A 15,885-nucleotide genomic window follows, 5' to 3' on the forward strand; every position below is an offset into this window, starting at 1 on the left:
TCGCCCGCCTGGCGCCGAGCTGCCTGGCAAGCGCTTCGGCTGCACGCCGGAGAATGGCCTGGTGCCCTGGCAATACGGGCAAGGCCGCTTGCCCGGCCACCACATGCGCCTGCAACCGGCGTGTTTCGATGCGCAGGTCGGGGCGCGGCTCGCCCCCGCCGAGGGTCAGTAGACCCACACCTCGACACGGCGGTTCTTCACCCGGCCGTCCGTGTCGCTGTTCGCCGCCACCGGCAGTGCGGCACCCATCCCGCTGATCTCGCGGAACATCACCCCATCCTTGGCCAGCTCGCGGCGCACCGCCATCGCCCGCAGCTTCGACAGCAGCTCCGCGCGTGCCGGGTCCTGCTTCGGATCGCCAAAGCCCACCAGCACCACCTGCTTGTTCATCTTGCCGTGCTGCTGCAAGTACGCCAGCAAGCGATCCAGATCGCGCTGGGCCTTGTTGTCCAGCGTCGCGCTGCCCTCGCGGAAGCGGAAGTTCACCGACAGCCGCTGCGCATCACGGGCCAGCGCCTGGTAAGGCTCCGGCATGCCCGCGTTCGGCTCCATCTTCACCGCGCGCACGCGCTGACCGACGAACCCGTTCGCGCTCACCAGTGCCTGCCCCTGGTCGCCCTGGGCGAACTGCAGCAGCGCACGCGCCCAGCGATTGCTTTCCTCCGGCTTCATATAGAGGAACAGCCGGCGCGACAGCGGATAGTCCTCCGTGGCGATCAGCGCCGCAGAGGGCGGCATCGCCAGCGACTCGCCGTCGGCAATCGCCAGCGCCTTCGCCTTCTGGATCGACGACAGCCCCACGAAACCGATGCCCTGCGGGTCAGTACTCACCTGTGCCGACAACTGATCGCTCGACTCGAAGCGCCGCGCCGTGCCGGCCAGCGCCTTGCCGTGGCTGGCCAGCACCAGCTCCTTGAAGGTATCGAAAGTGCCGGAATTATCGTCCCGCGCGTACAGATGAATCTCGCCGCCGCGTCCGCCCAGCTCCTCCCACGTCTTCACCTCGCCGGCATAGATGCGCGCCAGATTGTCCGACGTCAGCTCCGTCAGCGGGTTGGCCGGATTCACGATGATCGCCAGGCCGTCGATACCGATGATGTGCTCGGCCTTCGCGCTGCGCAGGTTGCCCGAGGCCGACAGCCCGGCGGCCTCCGCGTCCTTGATGGGGCGCGATGCCGCGGCGAGTTCCGCGCTGTTGTCCTTCAACGCAACAAAGCCGGTGCTCGAACCGTGTGCGGCCAGCTCCACGATGGCTTCCCGGCCATTGGCCGAACGGCCGCGAATGCGCTGCTCGTTATCCGCCTTGCCCGGCTCGCTGCTCACCTCGCTGAAACCTTCCTCCACCATCAGGCCCTTCACCAGCTCCGGCAGCAGGTGCGCGCCGATGGTATTCGAACCCTGGATGCGCAACACCGGCTCACCGCCTTGCGAGGATGGGAGGGCGGCGAAGGCCTGCCAGGGGAACGCATAGCAGGCGAAACCGATGACCAGCCAGGCAATGGTGATGGGCCAGGCTTCCGCGCCACGCCGGGGCGACTCGTGCAACATGAAACGACTTCCCTGAAAGGTTTGCGATGCGCGGCAGCGTAAGACGGAAAGGTTTCAGATAAGTGACGGCCCACCGAGCCGGCGGTCACGCCGTTGCAGAGCGGCGTCCGGTACCCCGGCGTGGCGCAGGACCGGAGGTTCCGCGCAGCATTGGCCAATCGTCCGGCTTGCCGGGCGGCAACCTTCACGCTGGGCGTCGGCAGGGGCGTGATGAAAGGCGCGAAGAAAGCAGGCAGCGGCATCGCCTGGCCAGCGCGCGATACGCAAGCCTGCTGATTTTATTGAGTTCTACCGACCGAAAAGAGGAGGGGACGACAGCGCCATTCAAGTTGGCGAACTTCTGAATAGGGAATATTCCTGCGAGTATCTCGGGATTCGCTGGGTTTCTGAGGAAGAGCGCCTTCATAGCATGGGCTCATCGAATTGTGTGAGCCATTTAATATGTTCAGCCGCCTCTGGAGAGGTCCCAACAACCAGCTCCCCAGACTCGTTGTTCGCCTTCCTTTCACCTTCTTCAACGTTCGCCGCAGCAACCGCGCGCCCATCTTCGGGCCACGCAAGGGCGATGCCCGGCCCTTCTTCTCCAATGGCCGGGCGCTAGGCGGCAAAAGCCGCGTGCGCCAGCCCGAGGCCGAAGCCTACCTCCGGCTGCTCGCACACACCCGCAACCGTTTCCGCTGGCACAAGGCCCGCGCAAAGGTCTGCTTCTGCTTCCCCTACACGCGTTCGAGCCCCGCCGAGGCGGCACAGCCCTGCCGATTCGGGCCGTACCCCTCCAGACTCTCGCGGCGACTCAGGCAACCAGCCGGCTAGAAACCCTCACCCCCCTTCAACCTTTCCTTTGCACCAGTGCGCGCAGCACCAGCTCGCGTCAGGAGTATCTCAGGACTAGAGGCCGCCCAGCACTCGAACGAGCCGGCCCTGCGCATCGAGCCGGCTGCACTGTCGCTGGTATTGCCGGTGAAGCTGACGCTGGCCCGGGGTCAATGCCGACATCTATGCGCTGATCGCGGCGGAGCTGCAGCGGCGCCTGGGACGGACCGTCCCCGAGTGCCGTGAACAGGCTCGCCAGTTGTTCACCCGGCTTGCGCCGGTGTATCTGGAGCGTGTCAAGGCTCAGTTGCCGCGCGCCGGCACGAATTACCGCGTGCTGCGGCTGGACGCCGATCTGTTCGCCTTCAGCTCCAGCGAGGGCAGCCTGTTCGAATTCGACGGTGATGGCCTGACGCTGCGTCAGAACAGTGTCGTCTGGTTCGGCCAGGGCAAGCTGCTGGGCCAGGAGTACCCGCTGAAAGTCGCGTACTTCGAGCCGAAAGTGAGCGAGCTGCTGGCACCGGCCACGCCCTGACCGGCAAGCGAAGCGCATGGAAAAAGGCTGCGAGTGCAGCCTTTCTTCTGGGCGGGTGTTTCCTGCTCAGCTCAGGCGGAGCCAGATCGGCGCGTGGTCCGATGGTTTTTCCATGCCGCGGATGTCGTAGTCCACGCCGGTGTCGGCGATGCGGCTGCGCAGCGCTTCGGAGGCGAGGATGACGTCGATGCGCAGGCCGCGCTTGGGCTGGTCTTCGAATCCGCGGCTGCGGTAGTCGAACCAACTGAAACGGTCGTTCACCTCGGGGTTGAGCAGGCGGAAGCTGTCCACCAGGCCCCAGTTCTTCAGGCGGGCCAGCCACTCGCGCTCTTCCGGCAGGAAGCTGCACTTGCCGGTCTTCAGCCAGCGCTTGCGGTTCTCTTCACCGATGCCGATGTCGCAGTCTTCGGGCGAGATGTTGATGTCGCCCATCACCACCAGCGGCTGGCTGGGCTGGAAGCGGCTTTCCAGCAGGGCTTGCAGGTCGGCGTAGAAACGCTGCTTGGCCGGGAATTTCACCGGATGGTCGCGGTTTTCGCCCTGGGGGAAGTAGCCGTTCATCACAGTTACTGGCTGGCCCTGGGCATCCTTGAAGGTGCCCCAGATGAAGCGCCGCTGCGACTCTTCACCGTCGTTGGGGAAGCCGCGCTGCAGTTCCAGCGGCTCCTGGCGCGAGAGCAGGGCGACGCCGTAGTGGCCTTTCTGTCCGTGGTAGTGCACGTGATAGCCGAGGGCTTCGATTTCCGCCTGGGGGAACTGGTCGTCGGCGACCTTGGTTTCCTGCAGGCCGATCACATCCGGCTGATGACGTTCGATGACGGCCTGCAGTTGGTGGGGACGTGCTCGCAAGCCATTGATATTGAAGGAGACGATTTTCATCCAGGACGCCCTCGCAAAAATCACGATGCTAGCCCAAGGCGGTGAATCCTGGCGACCCCGATGGCTCGCTGCTAGTGTTCCGCAGTGGGATGCCGACCATAACAAGAGACCATAAGAATAGGGGGCTGCATGCCTGATACCGTTGCCGAAGTCCGGCTGCTCGACAGCGGCTACAGCCGCGAAGTCCGTTCCCTGCTTTACCACGCCTACCGACACGAGCCCACCTTCGCCTACCTGTTCGACGCCGATCGCCCCGGTTTCGACCAGCGCGTGCGCGCCACGGTGCGGGAACTGGTCAACCGGCATTTCCTCGAAGACCTGCCGGCCATCGGCCTGCTGATCGAGGAACGCCTGGTTGGCGTGGCACTGATCGCCCCGCCACAGCGCAGGCTGGACATCACCGAAAGCTGGGCCTGGCGCATGCGCATGCTGCTGACAACCGGGCTGGGCTGCACACGGCGTTACCTGGATTATCACGCTGCGGTGCTTGGCTGCCTGCCGCCGGGCCCGTATCACATTCTGCCGCTGCTGGGCGTGCACCCGGAGTTCCAGGGCAAGCGCCTGGGCGAGCGACTGCTCGATGCGCTGCACGCCTGGTGCGCGGAGGACGGAGGTTCCCAGGGGCTGGTGCTGGATACCGGCAATGCGCGCTACCTGGAGTTCTACCAGCGGCATGGTTACCAGGAGCTGGGGGAGGTTGCGCTGGGGCCGATCCGCGAGCATGTGCTGTTTCATCCCAACCCGCGCCCGGAGGCATCCCTGGCGGGCGGCGGCTAGCGGGCTACAGCCCTTGCGCGGGCCTTTCGTGGATTTCCCGTGCTAGCATTTCGCGCCATGAGAGTTGTCCAAGGATTGCTTGGGCTGCTGCTGGTCATGGCGCTTTGTCTGCGGATGGCGCTGGCGGCGGAGGCCCGGCTCGACGTACGAATCACCCCCGCCAACGCTGCGCTCAAGGCCAACATCGAGGCCTACGTGGGCAGCCTTGGCGAGCGTGACGAGGCGGCGTTGCGGCGCATGCGGCGCACCACCGAAGAACAGGCACGCAAGGCCGCACAGGCGCTTGGCTACTACCAGGCGCGCATTCGCAGCCGGGTGCGTGACGAGCAGCCGCCCACCCTGCGCCTCAATGTGACGCCGGGCGAACCGGCGCGCCTGCGCAACGTGACCGTCCGCGTGGAAGGGCCGGCGGCGAGGCTCAAGAGCTTTCGCATACCGGGTGGCGATGCCCTCAAGCCCGGCGCGCAGCTCAACCACGGCGCCTACGAGGATGCCAAGCGGCTGATCCAGAATCAGGCGTCGCGCTTTGGCTTCTTCAGTGGGCAGTTCACCCGGCAGCAATTGCGTGTCGACCCTGCCGCCGGCGTCGCCGACATCGAGCTGGTGTATGTCAGCGGGCCGCGTTCCACCCTCGGCAAGGTGCAATTCAGCGGCGACTACCCGTTCGACGATGAGCTCCTGCAACGCATGGTGCCGTTCAAGGACGGCACGCCCTACGATTCGGAACTGATCGCCGACCTGAACCAGTCGCTGCAATCGAGCGGCTACTTCGATGGCGTGCGCGTCGATGCCGCGCCGTCGCAGAGCAACAAGAGCAACGCCGACGTGATCCCGGTTAACGTCCATCTGCAAGTGCGCAAGCCGCGCACGATGGGCCTGGGCCTTGGTTTCTCCACCGACGTCGGGCCGCGCGCGCGGGCCACCTGGACGCGCCACTGGGTCAACCCCCAGGGGCATAGCCTGGGCTGGGAGGCGGAGCTTTCCGCGCCACGGCAGAATATCGGCGCCTGGTACGAAGTCCCCCTGGACCCGCCGCTGACCGACAAGCTGCGCTTCACCAGCGGCTACCAGTACGAAGACCTGGTGGACACCGAGAGCAAGCTGCTCACCCTCGGCGGCGAGTGGCACCACAAGCTCGACAGCGGCTGGCAGCGGGTCGTCTCGCTGAACTGGCAGCGCGAGGAATACAAGCTGGGCGACGACTCTGGCCTGAGCAGCTTCCTGATGCCGGGCATCGGTTACTCGATTCTCCAGGCGGACAACAAGATCGACCCCAGCCACGGCTATCGCCTGCAATTCGAAGTCAAGGGCGCCAAGCAGGGGCTGCTGGCCGATGCCGACGTCGCCCACGTCAATGCGATGGCCAAGGGCCTGACCAGCTTCTGGGGCGGCCAGCGCCTGCTCGGCCGGATCCAGCTCGGCGGCATCGCCACCAGCGACTACTCGTCGATCCCGCCATCGCTGCGCTTCTTCGCTGGCGGCGACCAGAGCGTGCGCGGCTACGACTACCAGACGCTGTCGCCGAAGAACTCCGATGGCGACCGCATCGGCGGGCGCTACATGGTCGCCGGGAGCGTCGAGTACCAGTACCCCATCGCCGAGCGCTGGCGCCTGGCGGCGTTCGTCGACCAGGGCAATGCCTTCAATTCGCTGGACTTCCCGTCGATCAAGACCGGCGTGGGCATCGGCGTGCGCTGGATTTCCCCGGTTGGCCCGCTGCGCCTGGACCTCGCCGACGGCCTGGATGAGGACGGTGGCATCCGTATTCACTTCTCGATGGGGCCTGAACTGTGAGTCGCGCAGGCTGGATGCGAACGTTGCGTGGCGTGCTGGGTGCGCTGCTGGGGCTTGTTCTGTTGCTCGTGGTGGCGCTGGCAGCGCTGCTGGGCACCGAGGCGGGCAGCCGCACGGCGCTGCGCTGGGTGCCTGGGCTGAGCGTGGAAGCCTTCAGTGGCCGGCTGGGCGCGGCATTCACCGCCAAGCGCCTGGAGTGGAGCGATGGCGCCACTCGGGTGGTGCTCGACGCGCCGGACATCGCCTGGTCGCCGAGCTGCCTGCTGCGCATGACGCTGTGCCTGGAGCGGGTGGCGGCGAACCAGGTGCTGCTGATGCTGCCACCCGGCGAGCCGGGCGAATCCACCGCGCCCATCGAGCTTCCGAGCCTCGCCTTGCCGTTGTCGCTGGAACTCGGCGATGTGCGCCTTGGGCGCCTGGTACTCGACGACCAGGAGCAACTGCGCGACGCCAACCTGGTCGCGCACTGGGATCGCGAAGGGCTGCACATCGAGTCGGCGACCCTGGCGCGTGGCGATCTGCGCCTGTCGCTCGCCGGGCTGCTGCAGCCGTCGCAGGGTTGGCCGCTGAAGGCCGAGGGGCAGCTCGAACTGCCGGCGCCGGGCGCTCAGCCGTGGTCGCTGAAGTTGCAGGTGGAAGGTGAGCTGCAAGGTCATCTCAAGCTGCAAGCGCAGAGCAGCGGTTACCTCGCCGGCGAACTGCAGGGCGACGTGCAGCCGCTGGCGGAGAACCTGCCGGCCAGGGCGCAGGTCGTGGCCGACGGCTTCAAGGCGGACGCCTCGCTGCCCGACACCCTGACGCTGAACCAGGTGCGGCTGGATGCCAGCGGCGACCTGAAAAAGGGCTATGACATCGCAGGCGCCGCGCTGCTGCCAGCCGAGGATGCCCCGGTGGTGCTGACCTTGCGCGGCCGTGTCGACGCCCAGGGTGCCGACATCGCCGCACTCGACCTGAGCGCCGCGAAGGACCAGCGGGTGGGTGTGAGTGGCCGCCTGGACTGGCAGGAAGGCTTTGCCGCCGACGCCCGGCTGGACTGGCTGGACTTCCCCTGGCGCCGGTTGTACCCGCAGATCGACGAACCGCCGGTGAACCTGCATGGCCTCAAGGCCGAGGTGCAGTACCGCGACGGCGCCTACCTGGGCAATTTCGATGCCGCGCTGACCGGCCCGGCGGGCGCCTTCACCCTGGCCAGCCCGGTTTCGGGCAACCTGTCGGAAGTCTTCCTGCCGTCGCTGCAACTGGTGGCCGGGCAGGGCAAGGCCGAAGGACATCTGCGTCTGGCTTTCGCCGACGTTCTGAGCTGGGATGCGGCGCTGGACCTGCGCGACCTCGACCCGGCCTACTGGCTGGAGCAGATGCCCGGCCGTCTGGCCGGCCCGTTGCGCAGCCAGGGTTCGCTCAAGGGCGACGAACTGAGCCTGTCCGCGACCCTCGACCTGCAAGGGCGCCTGCGAGGCCAGCCGGCGCTGTTCAAGGCGCGCGCCGAAGGGCAGGGGCAAGCCTGGAAGGCGGATGAGCTGCTGCTGCAACTGGGCGACAACCGCATCAGCGGGCAGGCCACGCTCGACCAGCGCCTGACCGGACGGCTGGACCTGGCGCTGAACCGGCTGGGCCAACTGTGGCCGCAACTCTCCGGCCAACTGGGCGGTCGCCTGGACCTGGCCGGCAGCCTGCAAGCTCCACAGGGGCAATTGACACTGAACGGCCAGCGCGTCGCCTATGCCGAACAGAGCCTGCGCAACCTGACCCTGGATGCTCGCCTGGATGCCGCCCAGCGTGGACGGCTGGACTTGCAGGTGCAGGGCCTGCGCAGCGGCGACACCGCGCTGGGCACCCTGCGTCTGGAGGGCAGCGGCGACCGCCAGCGCCAGCAGGCGACATTGAATCTGCAAGGCAAGCCGGTCGTCCTGGCCCTTGGGCTGGACGGCACCTGGAATGGCCGCGACTGGCGCGGACGCCTCGCCCAGGGCGACGTGCAGAGCGGCGGGCAGGACTGGCGCCTGCAACAGCCGGCGAAGCTGGAGCGCCTGGCCGATGGCCGCCTGACCCTGGGGGCACACTGCTGGGCTTCGGGGCCGGCAAGCCTGTGCGCCGATGACCAGCGCCTGCTGCCCGACCCACGCCTGCGCCTGCACTTGCGGCAATTCCCGCTGGACAGCCTGGCGCGCTGGCTGCCGGAAGACTTCGCCTGGCGCGGGCAACTGGACGGCGACGTTCAGCTGGACCTGCCGGCCAGCGGCCCGAACGGGTCGATCCTGCTCAACGCCGGCAGCGGCACGCTGCGCCTGAAAGAGCAGGACGAATGGGTGGATTTCCCCTACCAGAGCCTGCAACTGGAAAGCCGCCTGACGCCGCGCCGCATCGACACCAGCCTGCAATTCCACGGCGAACGCCTGGGCACGCTCGACGCCCAGGTGCAGCTCGACCCGCGCCCGCGCGCCAAGCCGTTGAGCGGCAGCTTCAGCCTCAACGGGCTGGACCTGTCCATCGCGCGGCCCTTCGTGCCCGCCGTGGACACGCTCAAGGGCCGCCTCAACGGCAACGGGCGGATTTCCGGCGGCCTGCTGGCGCCACGGGTGGATGGCGACCTGCGCCTGAGCGATGGCGAAATTTCCGGCGGCGACCTGCCGACCCGCCTGGAGCATTTGCAGGTGGACGCACGAATCGCCGGCGAACAGGTGGACCTCAGCGGCAACTGGACCGCCGGCGGACATGGCAGCGGCAACCTGTCCGGGCGCATCGCCTGGAGCAACGCGCTGGATGTGGACCTGAACATCCGCGGCAACCGCCTGCCGGTGACTGTCGACCCCTACGCGGAGCTGGAAGTGGAGCCGGACCTGGCGATCCGCATGGCCGGCGAGCGCCTGGCGATTTCCGGCACGGTGCAGGTGCCCAGCGGCGCGATCACCATCCGCCAACTGCCGCCCTCGACGGTGAAGGTTTCCGATGACACGGTGGTGGTCGGCCAGCAACAGGAGCAGAAAACCGCGACCGCGCTGAACATGGACATCGATGTGATCGTCGGCAAGGACAAGCTGACCTTCACCGGCTTTGGCCTGAGCGCCGAGCTGGCGGGGCAGGTGCACGTTGGCGACAACCTCGACACCCGTGGCGAGCTGCGCCTGGAGAATGGCCGCTATCGGGCCTACGGGCAGAAGCTGACCATCCGCCGCGCACGGCTGCTGTTCGCTGGCCCCATCGACCAGCCGTACCTGGACATCGAGGCGATCCGCAAGGTCGACGACGTGATTGCCGGGCTGCGCCTGACCGGCAGCGCCGACCAGCCGCGCAGCGAAGTGTTCTCGGAGCCGGCGATGAGCCAGCAGCAGGCGCTGTCGTACCTGGTGCTGGGGCGGCCAATGAGCAGCGGCGAAGACAGCAACATGCTCGGCGAGGCCGCGCTGGCCCTGGGGCTGGCCGGCAGCGCGCCGCTGACCGGCGAGGTGGCCGAGCGCCTGGGCATCAAGGACTTCCAGTTGGACACCGAAGGTACCGGCAACCAGACCAGCGTGGTCGCCAGCGGCCAGTTGTCGGACCGCCTGAGCCTGCGCTACGGGGTTGGTGTGTTCGAGCCGGCCAACACCATCGCCCTGCGCTACCTGTTGAGCAAGAAGGTCTATCTCGAAGCGGCCAGTGGCCTGGCCAGCTCCCTGGACATCTTCTACAAACGGGATTTCTGACCCCAGGCCCGACACGCGCCCCCGACAGGGCGCTGTCGGAAAGTCCCGGGCTTCATTCCGATGGCCTTCATGGCGTCTTAAGAAACCGGGAACAGACTTCCCCTGCCATCGAATGTCGTGGTGGAAAAGGGGAATCGCCATGCGTCTGGACCTCATCAGGACCCACCTGCTCGAATTCATCAACAAGGGCTTCCCGGCCCGCCAGTTGCGCCGTCTGGCCGCGCGCGACCTGCTGCGTGGCTCGGCGGCGGGCCGTCATGCGTCGCCGCCCCTGGCCAGTGCGCTGCTGGAATGGTCGGTGCTCGAACCGCAGGCTGCGCTGGAGCGGCTGGGTAGCCGACGCGAAGGTCTGAGCGAGGTGGAGGCCCGGGAGCGGTTGCTGCGCGAGGGGCCGAACGAGGTGGAACAGGACCGCCCGATCGGTGCCTGGATGCACCTGTGGTACTGCTACTGCAACCCCTTCAATCTGTTGCTGAGCGTGCTGGCGACGATCTCCTGGCTTACCGAGGACGCCGAGGCCGCCGTGGTGATCGGCAGCATGGTGGCGATTTCCACGCTGCTGCGTTTCGTTCAGGAAAAGCGCTCGAACCGTGCGGCGGAACGCCTGAAGGCGATGGTCAGCAACACCGCGACGGTGTTTCGCAGCGAGGAGAACGAAGGCGCTGCGCTGCGCCTGGAAGTGCCGATCCGCGAACTGGTGCCGGGTGACATGCTGTGGCTGTCGGCGGGCGACATGGTGCCGGCGGATGTGCGCCTGCTCAGCGCCAAGGACCTGTTCGTCGGCCAGGCGGCGCTGACCGGCGAATCCCTGCCGGTGGAGAAGTTTCCACAGCTTCGCGATGCCCGCCAGGGCAACCCTCTGGAGCGCGACAACCTGTGCTTCATGGGTACCAACGTAATCAGCGGATCGGCGCAGGCGGTGGTAGTGGGCACTGGCGCGCGAACCTACTTCGGTTCGCTGGCCGAGCGGGTGATCGCGGCGGACCCGACGCCGACCGCCTTCCAGACCGGGGTGAACAAGGTCAGTTGGCTGCTGATCCGCTTCATGCTGGTGATGGCGCCGGTGGTGCTGCTGCTCAACGGCTTCACCAAGGGCGACTGGCTGGAGGCCGCGCTGTTCGCGCTGTCCATCGCTGTCGGCCTGACCCCGGAAATGCTCCCGATGATCGTCACCTCGACCCTGGCCAAGGGCGCGGTGGCGCTGAGTCGGCGCAAGGTCATCGTCAAGCGCCTGGACGCCATCCAGAACTTCGGCGCGATGGACATCCTCTGCACCGACAAGACCGGCACCCTGACCCAGGACCGCATCGTGCTGGAGCGGCACACCGATGCCTTCGGCCATGCCCAGGACCGGGTCCTGCAACTGGCCTTCCTCAATAGCCACCACCAGACGGGGCTGAAGAACCTGCTGGACGTCGCTGTGCTCGAACATGTCGAGCTGCGCCACGCGCTGCGGGTGGACAGCCGCTACCACAAGGTGGACGAGATTCCCTTCGACTTCGCCCGTCGTCGCATGTCGGTGGTGGTGAGCGAACATGACGATCACCACCTGCTGATCTGCAAGGGCGCTCTTGAGGAAGTGCTCGACGTCTGTGTCACGGTCGAAGCCGCCGGTGATGTCGAGCCGCTGGACGGCGAACGCCTGGCGAGCATCCGCGCCGTTGCCGAGTCACTCAACCAGGAGGGCCTGCGGGTGGTCGCGGTGGCGACCCGCGAGCTGCCGACCACCCGCGAGAGCTACAGCGTGGCCGACGAGGCGGGGCTGTGCCTGGCTGGCTACATCGCCTTCCTCGACCCGCCCAAGGAAACTACCGCGCCGGCACTGCGCGCACTGGCGGACAACGGTGTGGCGGTGAAGGTGCTGACCGGCGACAACGAGCGCGTCACCCTCAAGGTTTGCCGCGATGTTGGCCTGGCCGTGGAGGGCGTGCTGGTCGGGCCGCAACTGGACGGCCTCGACGACGCGGCGCTGGGCGAGCTGGCCGAGCACACCACGCTGTTCGCCAAGCTCACGCCCGGTCACAAGGAACGCCTGGTGCGCGTGCTGCGCGAGCGCGGGCACGTGGTGGGCTTTCTGGGCGACGGTATCAACGACGCGCCGGCATTGCGCACGGCGGATATCGGTATCTCGGTGGACTCGGCGGTGGACATCGCCAAGGAGGCGGCCGACCTGATCCTGCTGGAAAAGAGTCTGATGGTGCTGGAGGAGGGGGTGATCGAAGGGCGCCGGACCTTCGCCAATATGCTCAAGTACATCCGCATGACCGCCAGCTCCAACTTCGGCAACGTGTTCAGCGTGCTGGTGGCCAGCGCCTTCATTCCCTTCCTGCCGATGCTGCCGTTGCAGCTGCTGGTGCAGAACCTGCTCTACGACTTGTCGCAGATCGCCATCCCCTTCGACAACGTCGACGAGGAACAACTGCGCCGGCCGCAGCAGTGGAACCCGGACGGGCTCGGGCGCTTCATGGTGTTCTTCGGGCCGGTCAGCTCGCTGTTCGATATCGCTACCTTCCTGGTCCTGTGGTTCGCGCTGGGCGCCAATGCGCCGGAGCACCAGGCGCTGTTCCAGTCCGGCTGGTTCGTCGAAGGGCTGATCTCGCAGCTGCTGGTGGTGCACATGATCCGCACGCGGCGCATTCCCTTCCTGCAGAGCCGCGCGGCGTGGCCGTTGCTGGGGATGACGCTGCTGATCGTCGCGGTGGCGGTGTTCCTGCCGATGGGGCCGCTGGCGCATTCGTTCCGCATGCAGGCGCTGCCGCTGGCCTACTGGCCGTGGCTGGCGGGCATCCTGCTGGGGTACATGGTGCTGACACAGGCGGTAAAAGGTTGGTTCGCCCGACGTTATGGCTGGGATCGCAGCGAGCGGCCGGCGGCGCGGGCAACGCTGCCGCTGGGCGCCCACGCCGATTCGAGGGCGGCCTGAGGCTCGCAGGGGAGCCTCGCCGGGCAGTTTCAGGCAAGTCTGCGCAGGACCAGGCAAACCGCTCGGCGCTTTCCTGACGTATCGTCGCGGCGTGTGCCGGGCCTTGCGCCTAGGCTGAATCCATCCGTGACGGAACCTGTCGGCTCCGGCTCCCCCCATCACCCGCGAAAGAGGTGAACTCGCAGATGATTACCGTGAACCTGAATGGCAAGGACCATGAACTCGACGCGCCCGGCGAAATGCCGCTGCTCTGGGCCCTGCGCGACGTCGCCGGGCTGACCGGCACCAAGTATGGCTGTGGCATGGCGCTGTGCGGTGCCTGCACGGTGCACATCGACGGTCAGCCGACACGCTCTTGCGTCACCCCCCTGGCGGCGGTGGAGGGCAAGAAAATCATCACCATCGAGGCGGTGGCCGAGCAGCCCGCCGGCAAGGCGGTGCAGGAAGCCTGGCGGCGGCTGGACGTGGTGCAGTGCGGCTATTGCCAGTCCGGGCAGATCATGTCGGCCACTGCGCTGCTGGCCTCGAACAAGGCCCCCAGCGATGCCGACATCGATACCGCGATGAGCGGCAACATCTGCCGCTGCGCCACCTATGCGCGGATTCGCGAAGCCATTCACGACGCTGCCAAGACCCTGGCCTGAGGAGAACCGACATGCTCGATACCCGCATCGATCAGGACCAGACGCACGAACGCGGCATCTTCAATTTCAGCCGTCGGCACTTTCTGCGCGGCGCTGGCGGCCTGGCGCTGGGCGTCTACTTCGCGCCGCTGCTCGGCCATTTCGGCGAGGCGCAGGCGGCCGCCGATTTCGAACCCAACGCTTTCGTGCGCATTACCCCGGATGGCACGGTGACAGTGATCGCCAAGCACGTGGAGATGGGCCAGGGCAGCTATACCGGCCTGGCCACACTGGTGGCCGAGGAACTGGATGCCGACTGGGCGCATGTGCGCGTGGAGGGTGCGCCTGCCGATGCCAAGCGCTACGCCAACCTGGCGTTCGGCACCTTGCAGGGGACTGGCGGCAGCAATGCGATGGCCAACTCCTTCGAGCAGATGCGCAAGGCCGGAGCTTCCGCCCGCGCCATGCTGGTGTCGGCCGCCGCGGCGCAATGGCAGGTGCCGGCAGAGCAGATCGAGGTGCATGACAGCGTGCTGACCCATGCCGCTTCCGGGCGCAAGGCCGGTTTCGGCGAGTTGGCCGCCGCGGCGGCGAAGCAACCGTTGCCGACCGAGGTGAAGCTCAAGGATCCAAAGGACTTCAGGCTGATCGGCCAGGCGAAGCTGGCGCGGACCGACAGCAACGGCAAGACCGACGGCTCTGCGGTATTCACCCAGGACATCCATCTTCCGGACATGCTGGTGGCCGTGGTTGCCCATCCGCCGCGCTTCGGCGGGGTGCCGGCCAAGGTCGATGCCGGCAAGGCCAAGGCGGTGCCGGGCGTGGTCGCGGTGGTGGAGTTCGCCGGCAGCCCGTCGCGCTCCGCCGGGGTCGCGGTGCTGGCGAAGAACACCTGGGCCGCCCGCCAGGGACGCGACGCACTGCAGGTCGAATGGGATGAGAGCAAGGCGTTCAAGCTGGGCAGCAAGGAAATCTTCGCGCACTACCGCGAGCTGGCCAGCAAGCCCGGCCTGGTGGCGCGCAACGACGGCGACGTGGACAAGACCCTGCAGCAGCCGGCCAAGCTGATCGAGGCGGAGTACCAGTTCCCGTTCCTTGCCCATGCAGCGATGGAGCCCTTGAACTGTGTGGTGCAACTCAAGGACGACGGTTGCCAGATCTGGAATGGCGAGCAGTGGCAGACCGGCGACCAGATGGCGGTCTCGCAACTGCTGGGCGTGCCCGTCGAGAAAGTCACGATTACCCAGTTGTATGCCGGCGGCAGCTTTGGCCGCCGCGCCAACCCGCATTCGGACTATGTGCTGGAAGCGGTGGCGATCGCCAAGGCCGCCCATGACCAGGGCATCAAGGCGCCGGTGAAGATGGTCTGGACCCGCGAGGACGATACCCGTGCCGGCTACTATCGCCCGGCGTTCCTGCATCGCGCGCGGCTGGCGGTGGATGCCTCGGGCAACCTGGTGGGCTGGGAGCAGCGGCTGGTAGGGCAGTCGTTCATCGTCGGCACGCCGTTCGAGAAGATGCTGGTCAAGGACGGCGTGGACAAGATCGCCGTGGAAGGCGCGGATGACCTGCCGTACACCGTGCCCAACCTGCGCATCGAACAGGCGCTGGCCGACAACGTGACGGTGCCGACCCAGTGGTGGCGCTCGGTCGGTCACACCCACACGGCGTTTTCCACCGAAACGCTGATCGATGAAGCGGCCATCGCCGCCGGCAAGGATCCGTACCAGTTCCGCCGGGCACTGCTGGACAAGCATCCGCGCCACCGCGGCGTGCTGGATCTGGCGGCGCAGCGGGCCAACTGGCAGGCGCCGCTGGAGAAGGGCGCCGAGGGCGAGCAGCGTGGGCGCGGCATTGCCGTGCACGAGTCGTTCGGCAGCTTCGTCGCCCAGGTGGTGGAGGTGACTTGCAAGGCAGACCGCAGCTTCCGGGTCGACCGCGTCGTGTGCGCGGTGGATTGTGGCCTGGCGATCAATCCGGATGTGATCAGGGCACAGATGGAAGGCGGCATCGGATTCGCCCTGTCGGCGGCGCTGCACAGCGCGATCACCCTCACGGATGGGAAGGTGGACCAGTCCAACTTCCACGACTATCAGGTCCTGCGCATCAACGAGATGCCCAAGGTGGAGGTCCACATCGTACCGTCGGCGGAACCGCCTACCGGCGTTGGCGAGCCCGGTGTGCCGCCGTTGGCGCCGGCGCTGGCCAACGCGCTGTTCGCCGCCAGCGGCAAGCGCATCCGCAGCCTGCCGATCGCCAGCCAGTTGCAGGCGTGAGGTAACCGGAGAGGGCGCCGGCGCGCCTTCTCTCGTT

The 15,885-nt window shown here is 67.1% G+C and carries 8 protein-coding genes and 1 pseudogene; 7 read left to right on the forward strand and 2 right to left on the reverse strand.

The window, feature by feature from the left end:
- Nucleotides 1–165: 165 nt before the first annotated feature.
- On the reverse strand, nucleotides 166–1,548 hold the full coding sequence (locus tag OU419_RS12950; RefSeq protein WP_254474587.1) for a substrate-binding domain-containing protein: 1,383 nt from the start codon (nucleotides 1,546–1,548) through the stop codon (nucleotides 166–168).
- A 1,072-nt stretch (nucleotides 1,549–2,620) separates the two neighbouring features.
- On the opposite strand from OU419_RS12950, the gene OU419_RS12955 reads away from it, so the two are divergent.
- Complete coding sequence (locus OU419_RS12955; protein WP_254474586.1) at nucleotides 2,621–2,896, forward strand: hypothetical protein; 276 nt, start codon at nucleotides 2,621–2,623, stop codon at nucleotides 2,894–2,896.
- Nucleotides 2,897–2,962: 66 nt separating this feature from the next.
- Here OU419_RS12955 and xthA read toward each other — a convergent pair whose 3' ends face one another.
- Entirely contained in the window at nucleotides 2,963–3,775 is an 813-nt protein-coding gene (xthA, locus tag OU419_RS12960) for an exodeoxyribonuclease III (protein WP_254474585.1), read from the reverse strand.
- A gap of 129 nt (nucleotides 3,776–3,904) precedes the next feature.
- Between xthA and OU419_RS12965 the strand changes: the two genes are divergently transcribed.
- The 6 genes and pseudogenes from OU419_RS12965 to OU419_RS12990 all read left to right on the forward strand — a co-directional run bounded on the left by OU419_RS12965 (nucleotide 3,905) and on the right by OU419_RS12990 (nucleotide 15,848).
- Nucleotides 3,905–4,552 carry a GNAT family N-acetyltransferase gene (locus OU419_RS12965; RefSeq protein WP_254474584.1) on the forward strand — a complete coding sequence of 216 codons (648 nt, stop codon included), beginning with the start codon at nucleotides 3,905–3,907 and terminating at the stop codon, nucleotides 4,550–4,552.
- 57 nt (nucleotides 4,553–4,609) lie between these two features.
- Nucleotides 4,610–6,346 carry an autotransporter assembly complex protein TamA gene (locus tag OU419_RS12970; protein WP_254474582.1) on the forward strand — a complete coding sequence of 579 codons (1,737 nt, stop codon included), beginning with the start codon at nucleotides 4,610–4,612 and terminating at the stop codon, nucleotides 6,344–6,346.
- Between the two features lie 14 nt (nucleotides 6,347–6,360).
- A complete protein-coding gene (locus tag OU419_RS12975; protein WP_254474581.1) occupies nucleotides 6,361–10,026 on the forward strand; it encodes a translocation/assembly module TamB domain-containing protein in 3,666 nt (1,221 codons plus the stop codon).
- 139 nt (nucleotides 10,027–10,165) lie between these two features.
- Nucleotides 10,166–12,877 (forward strand): annotated as a pseudogene (mgtA, locus tag OU419_RS12980) (magnesium-translocating P-type ATPase); the annotation flags it as partial.
- 257 nt (nucleotides 12,878–13,134) lie between these two features.
- A complete protein-coding gene (locus OU419_RS12985) occupies nucleotides 13,135–13,593 on the forward strand; it encodes a (2Fe-2S)-binding protein (RefSeq protein WP_254474580.1) in 459 nt (152 codons plus the stop codon).
- Nucleotides 13,594–13,604: 11 nt separating this feature from the next.
- On the forward strand, nucleotides 13,605–15,848 hold the full coding sequence (locus OU419_RS12990) for a xanthine dehydrogenase family protein molybdopterin-binding subunit (RefSeq protein ID WP_326494075.1): 2,244 nt from the start codon (nucleotides 13,605–13,607) through the stop codon (nucleotides 15,846–15,848).
- Nucleotides 15,849–15,885: the final 37 nt, after the last annotated feature.

The sequence above is a fragment of the Pseudomonas triclosanedens genome (assembly GCF_026686735.1).
In the GTDB taxonomy this organism is placed as follows: Bacteria; Pseudomonadota; Gammaproteobacteria; order Pseudomonadales; family Pseudomonadaceae; genus Pseudomonas; species Pseudomonas triclosanedens.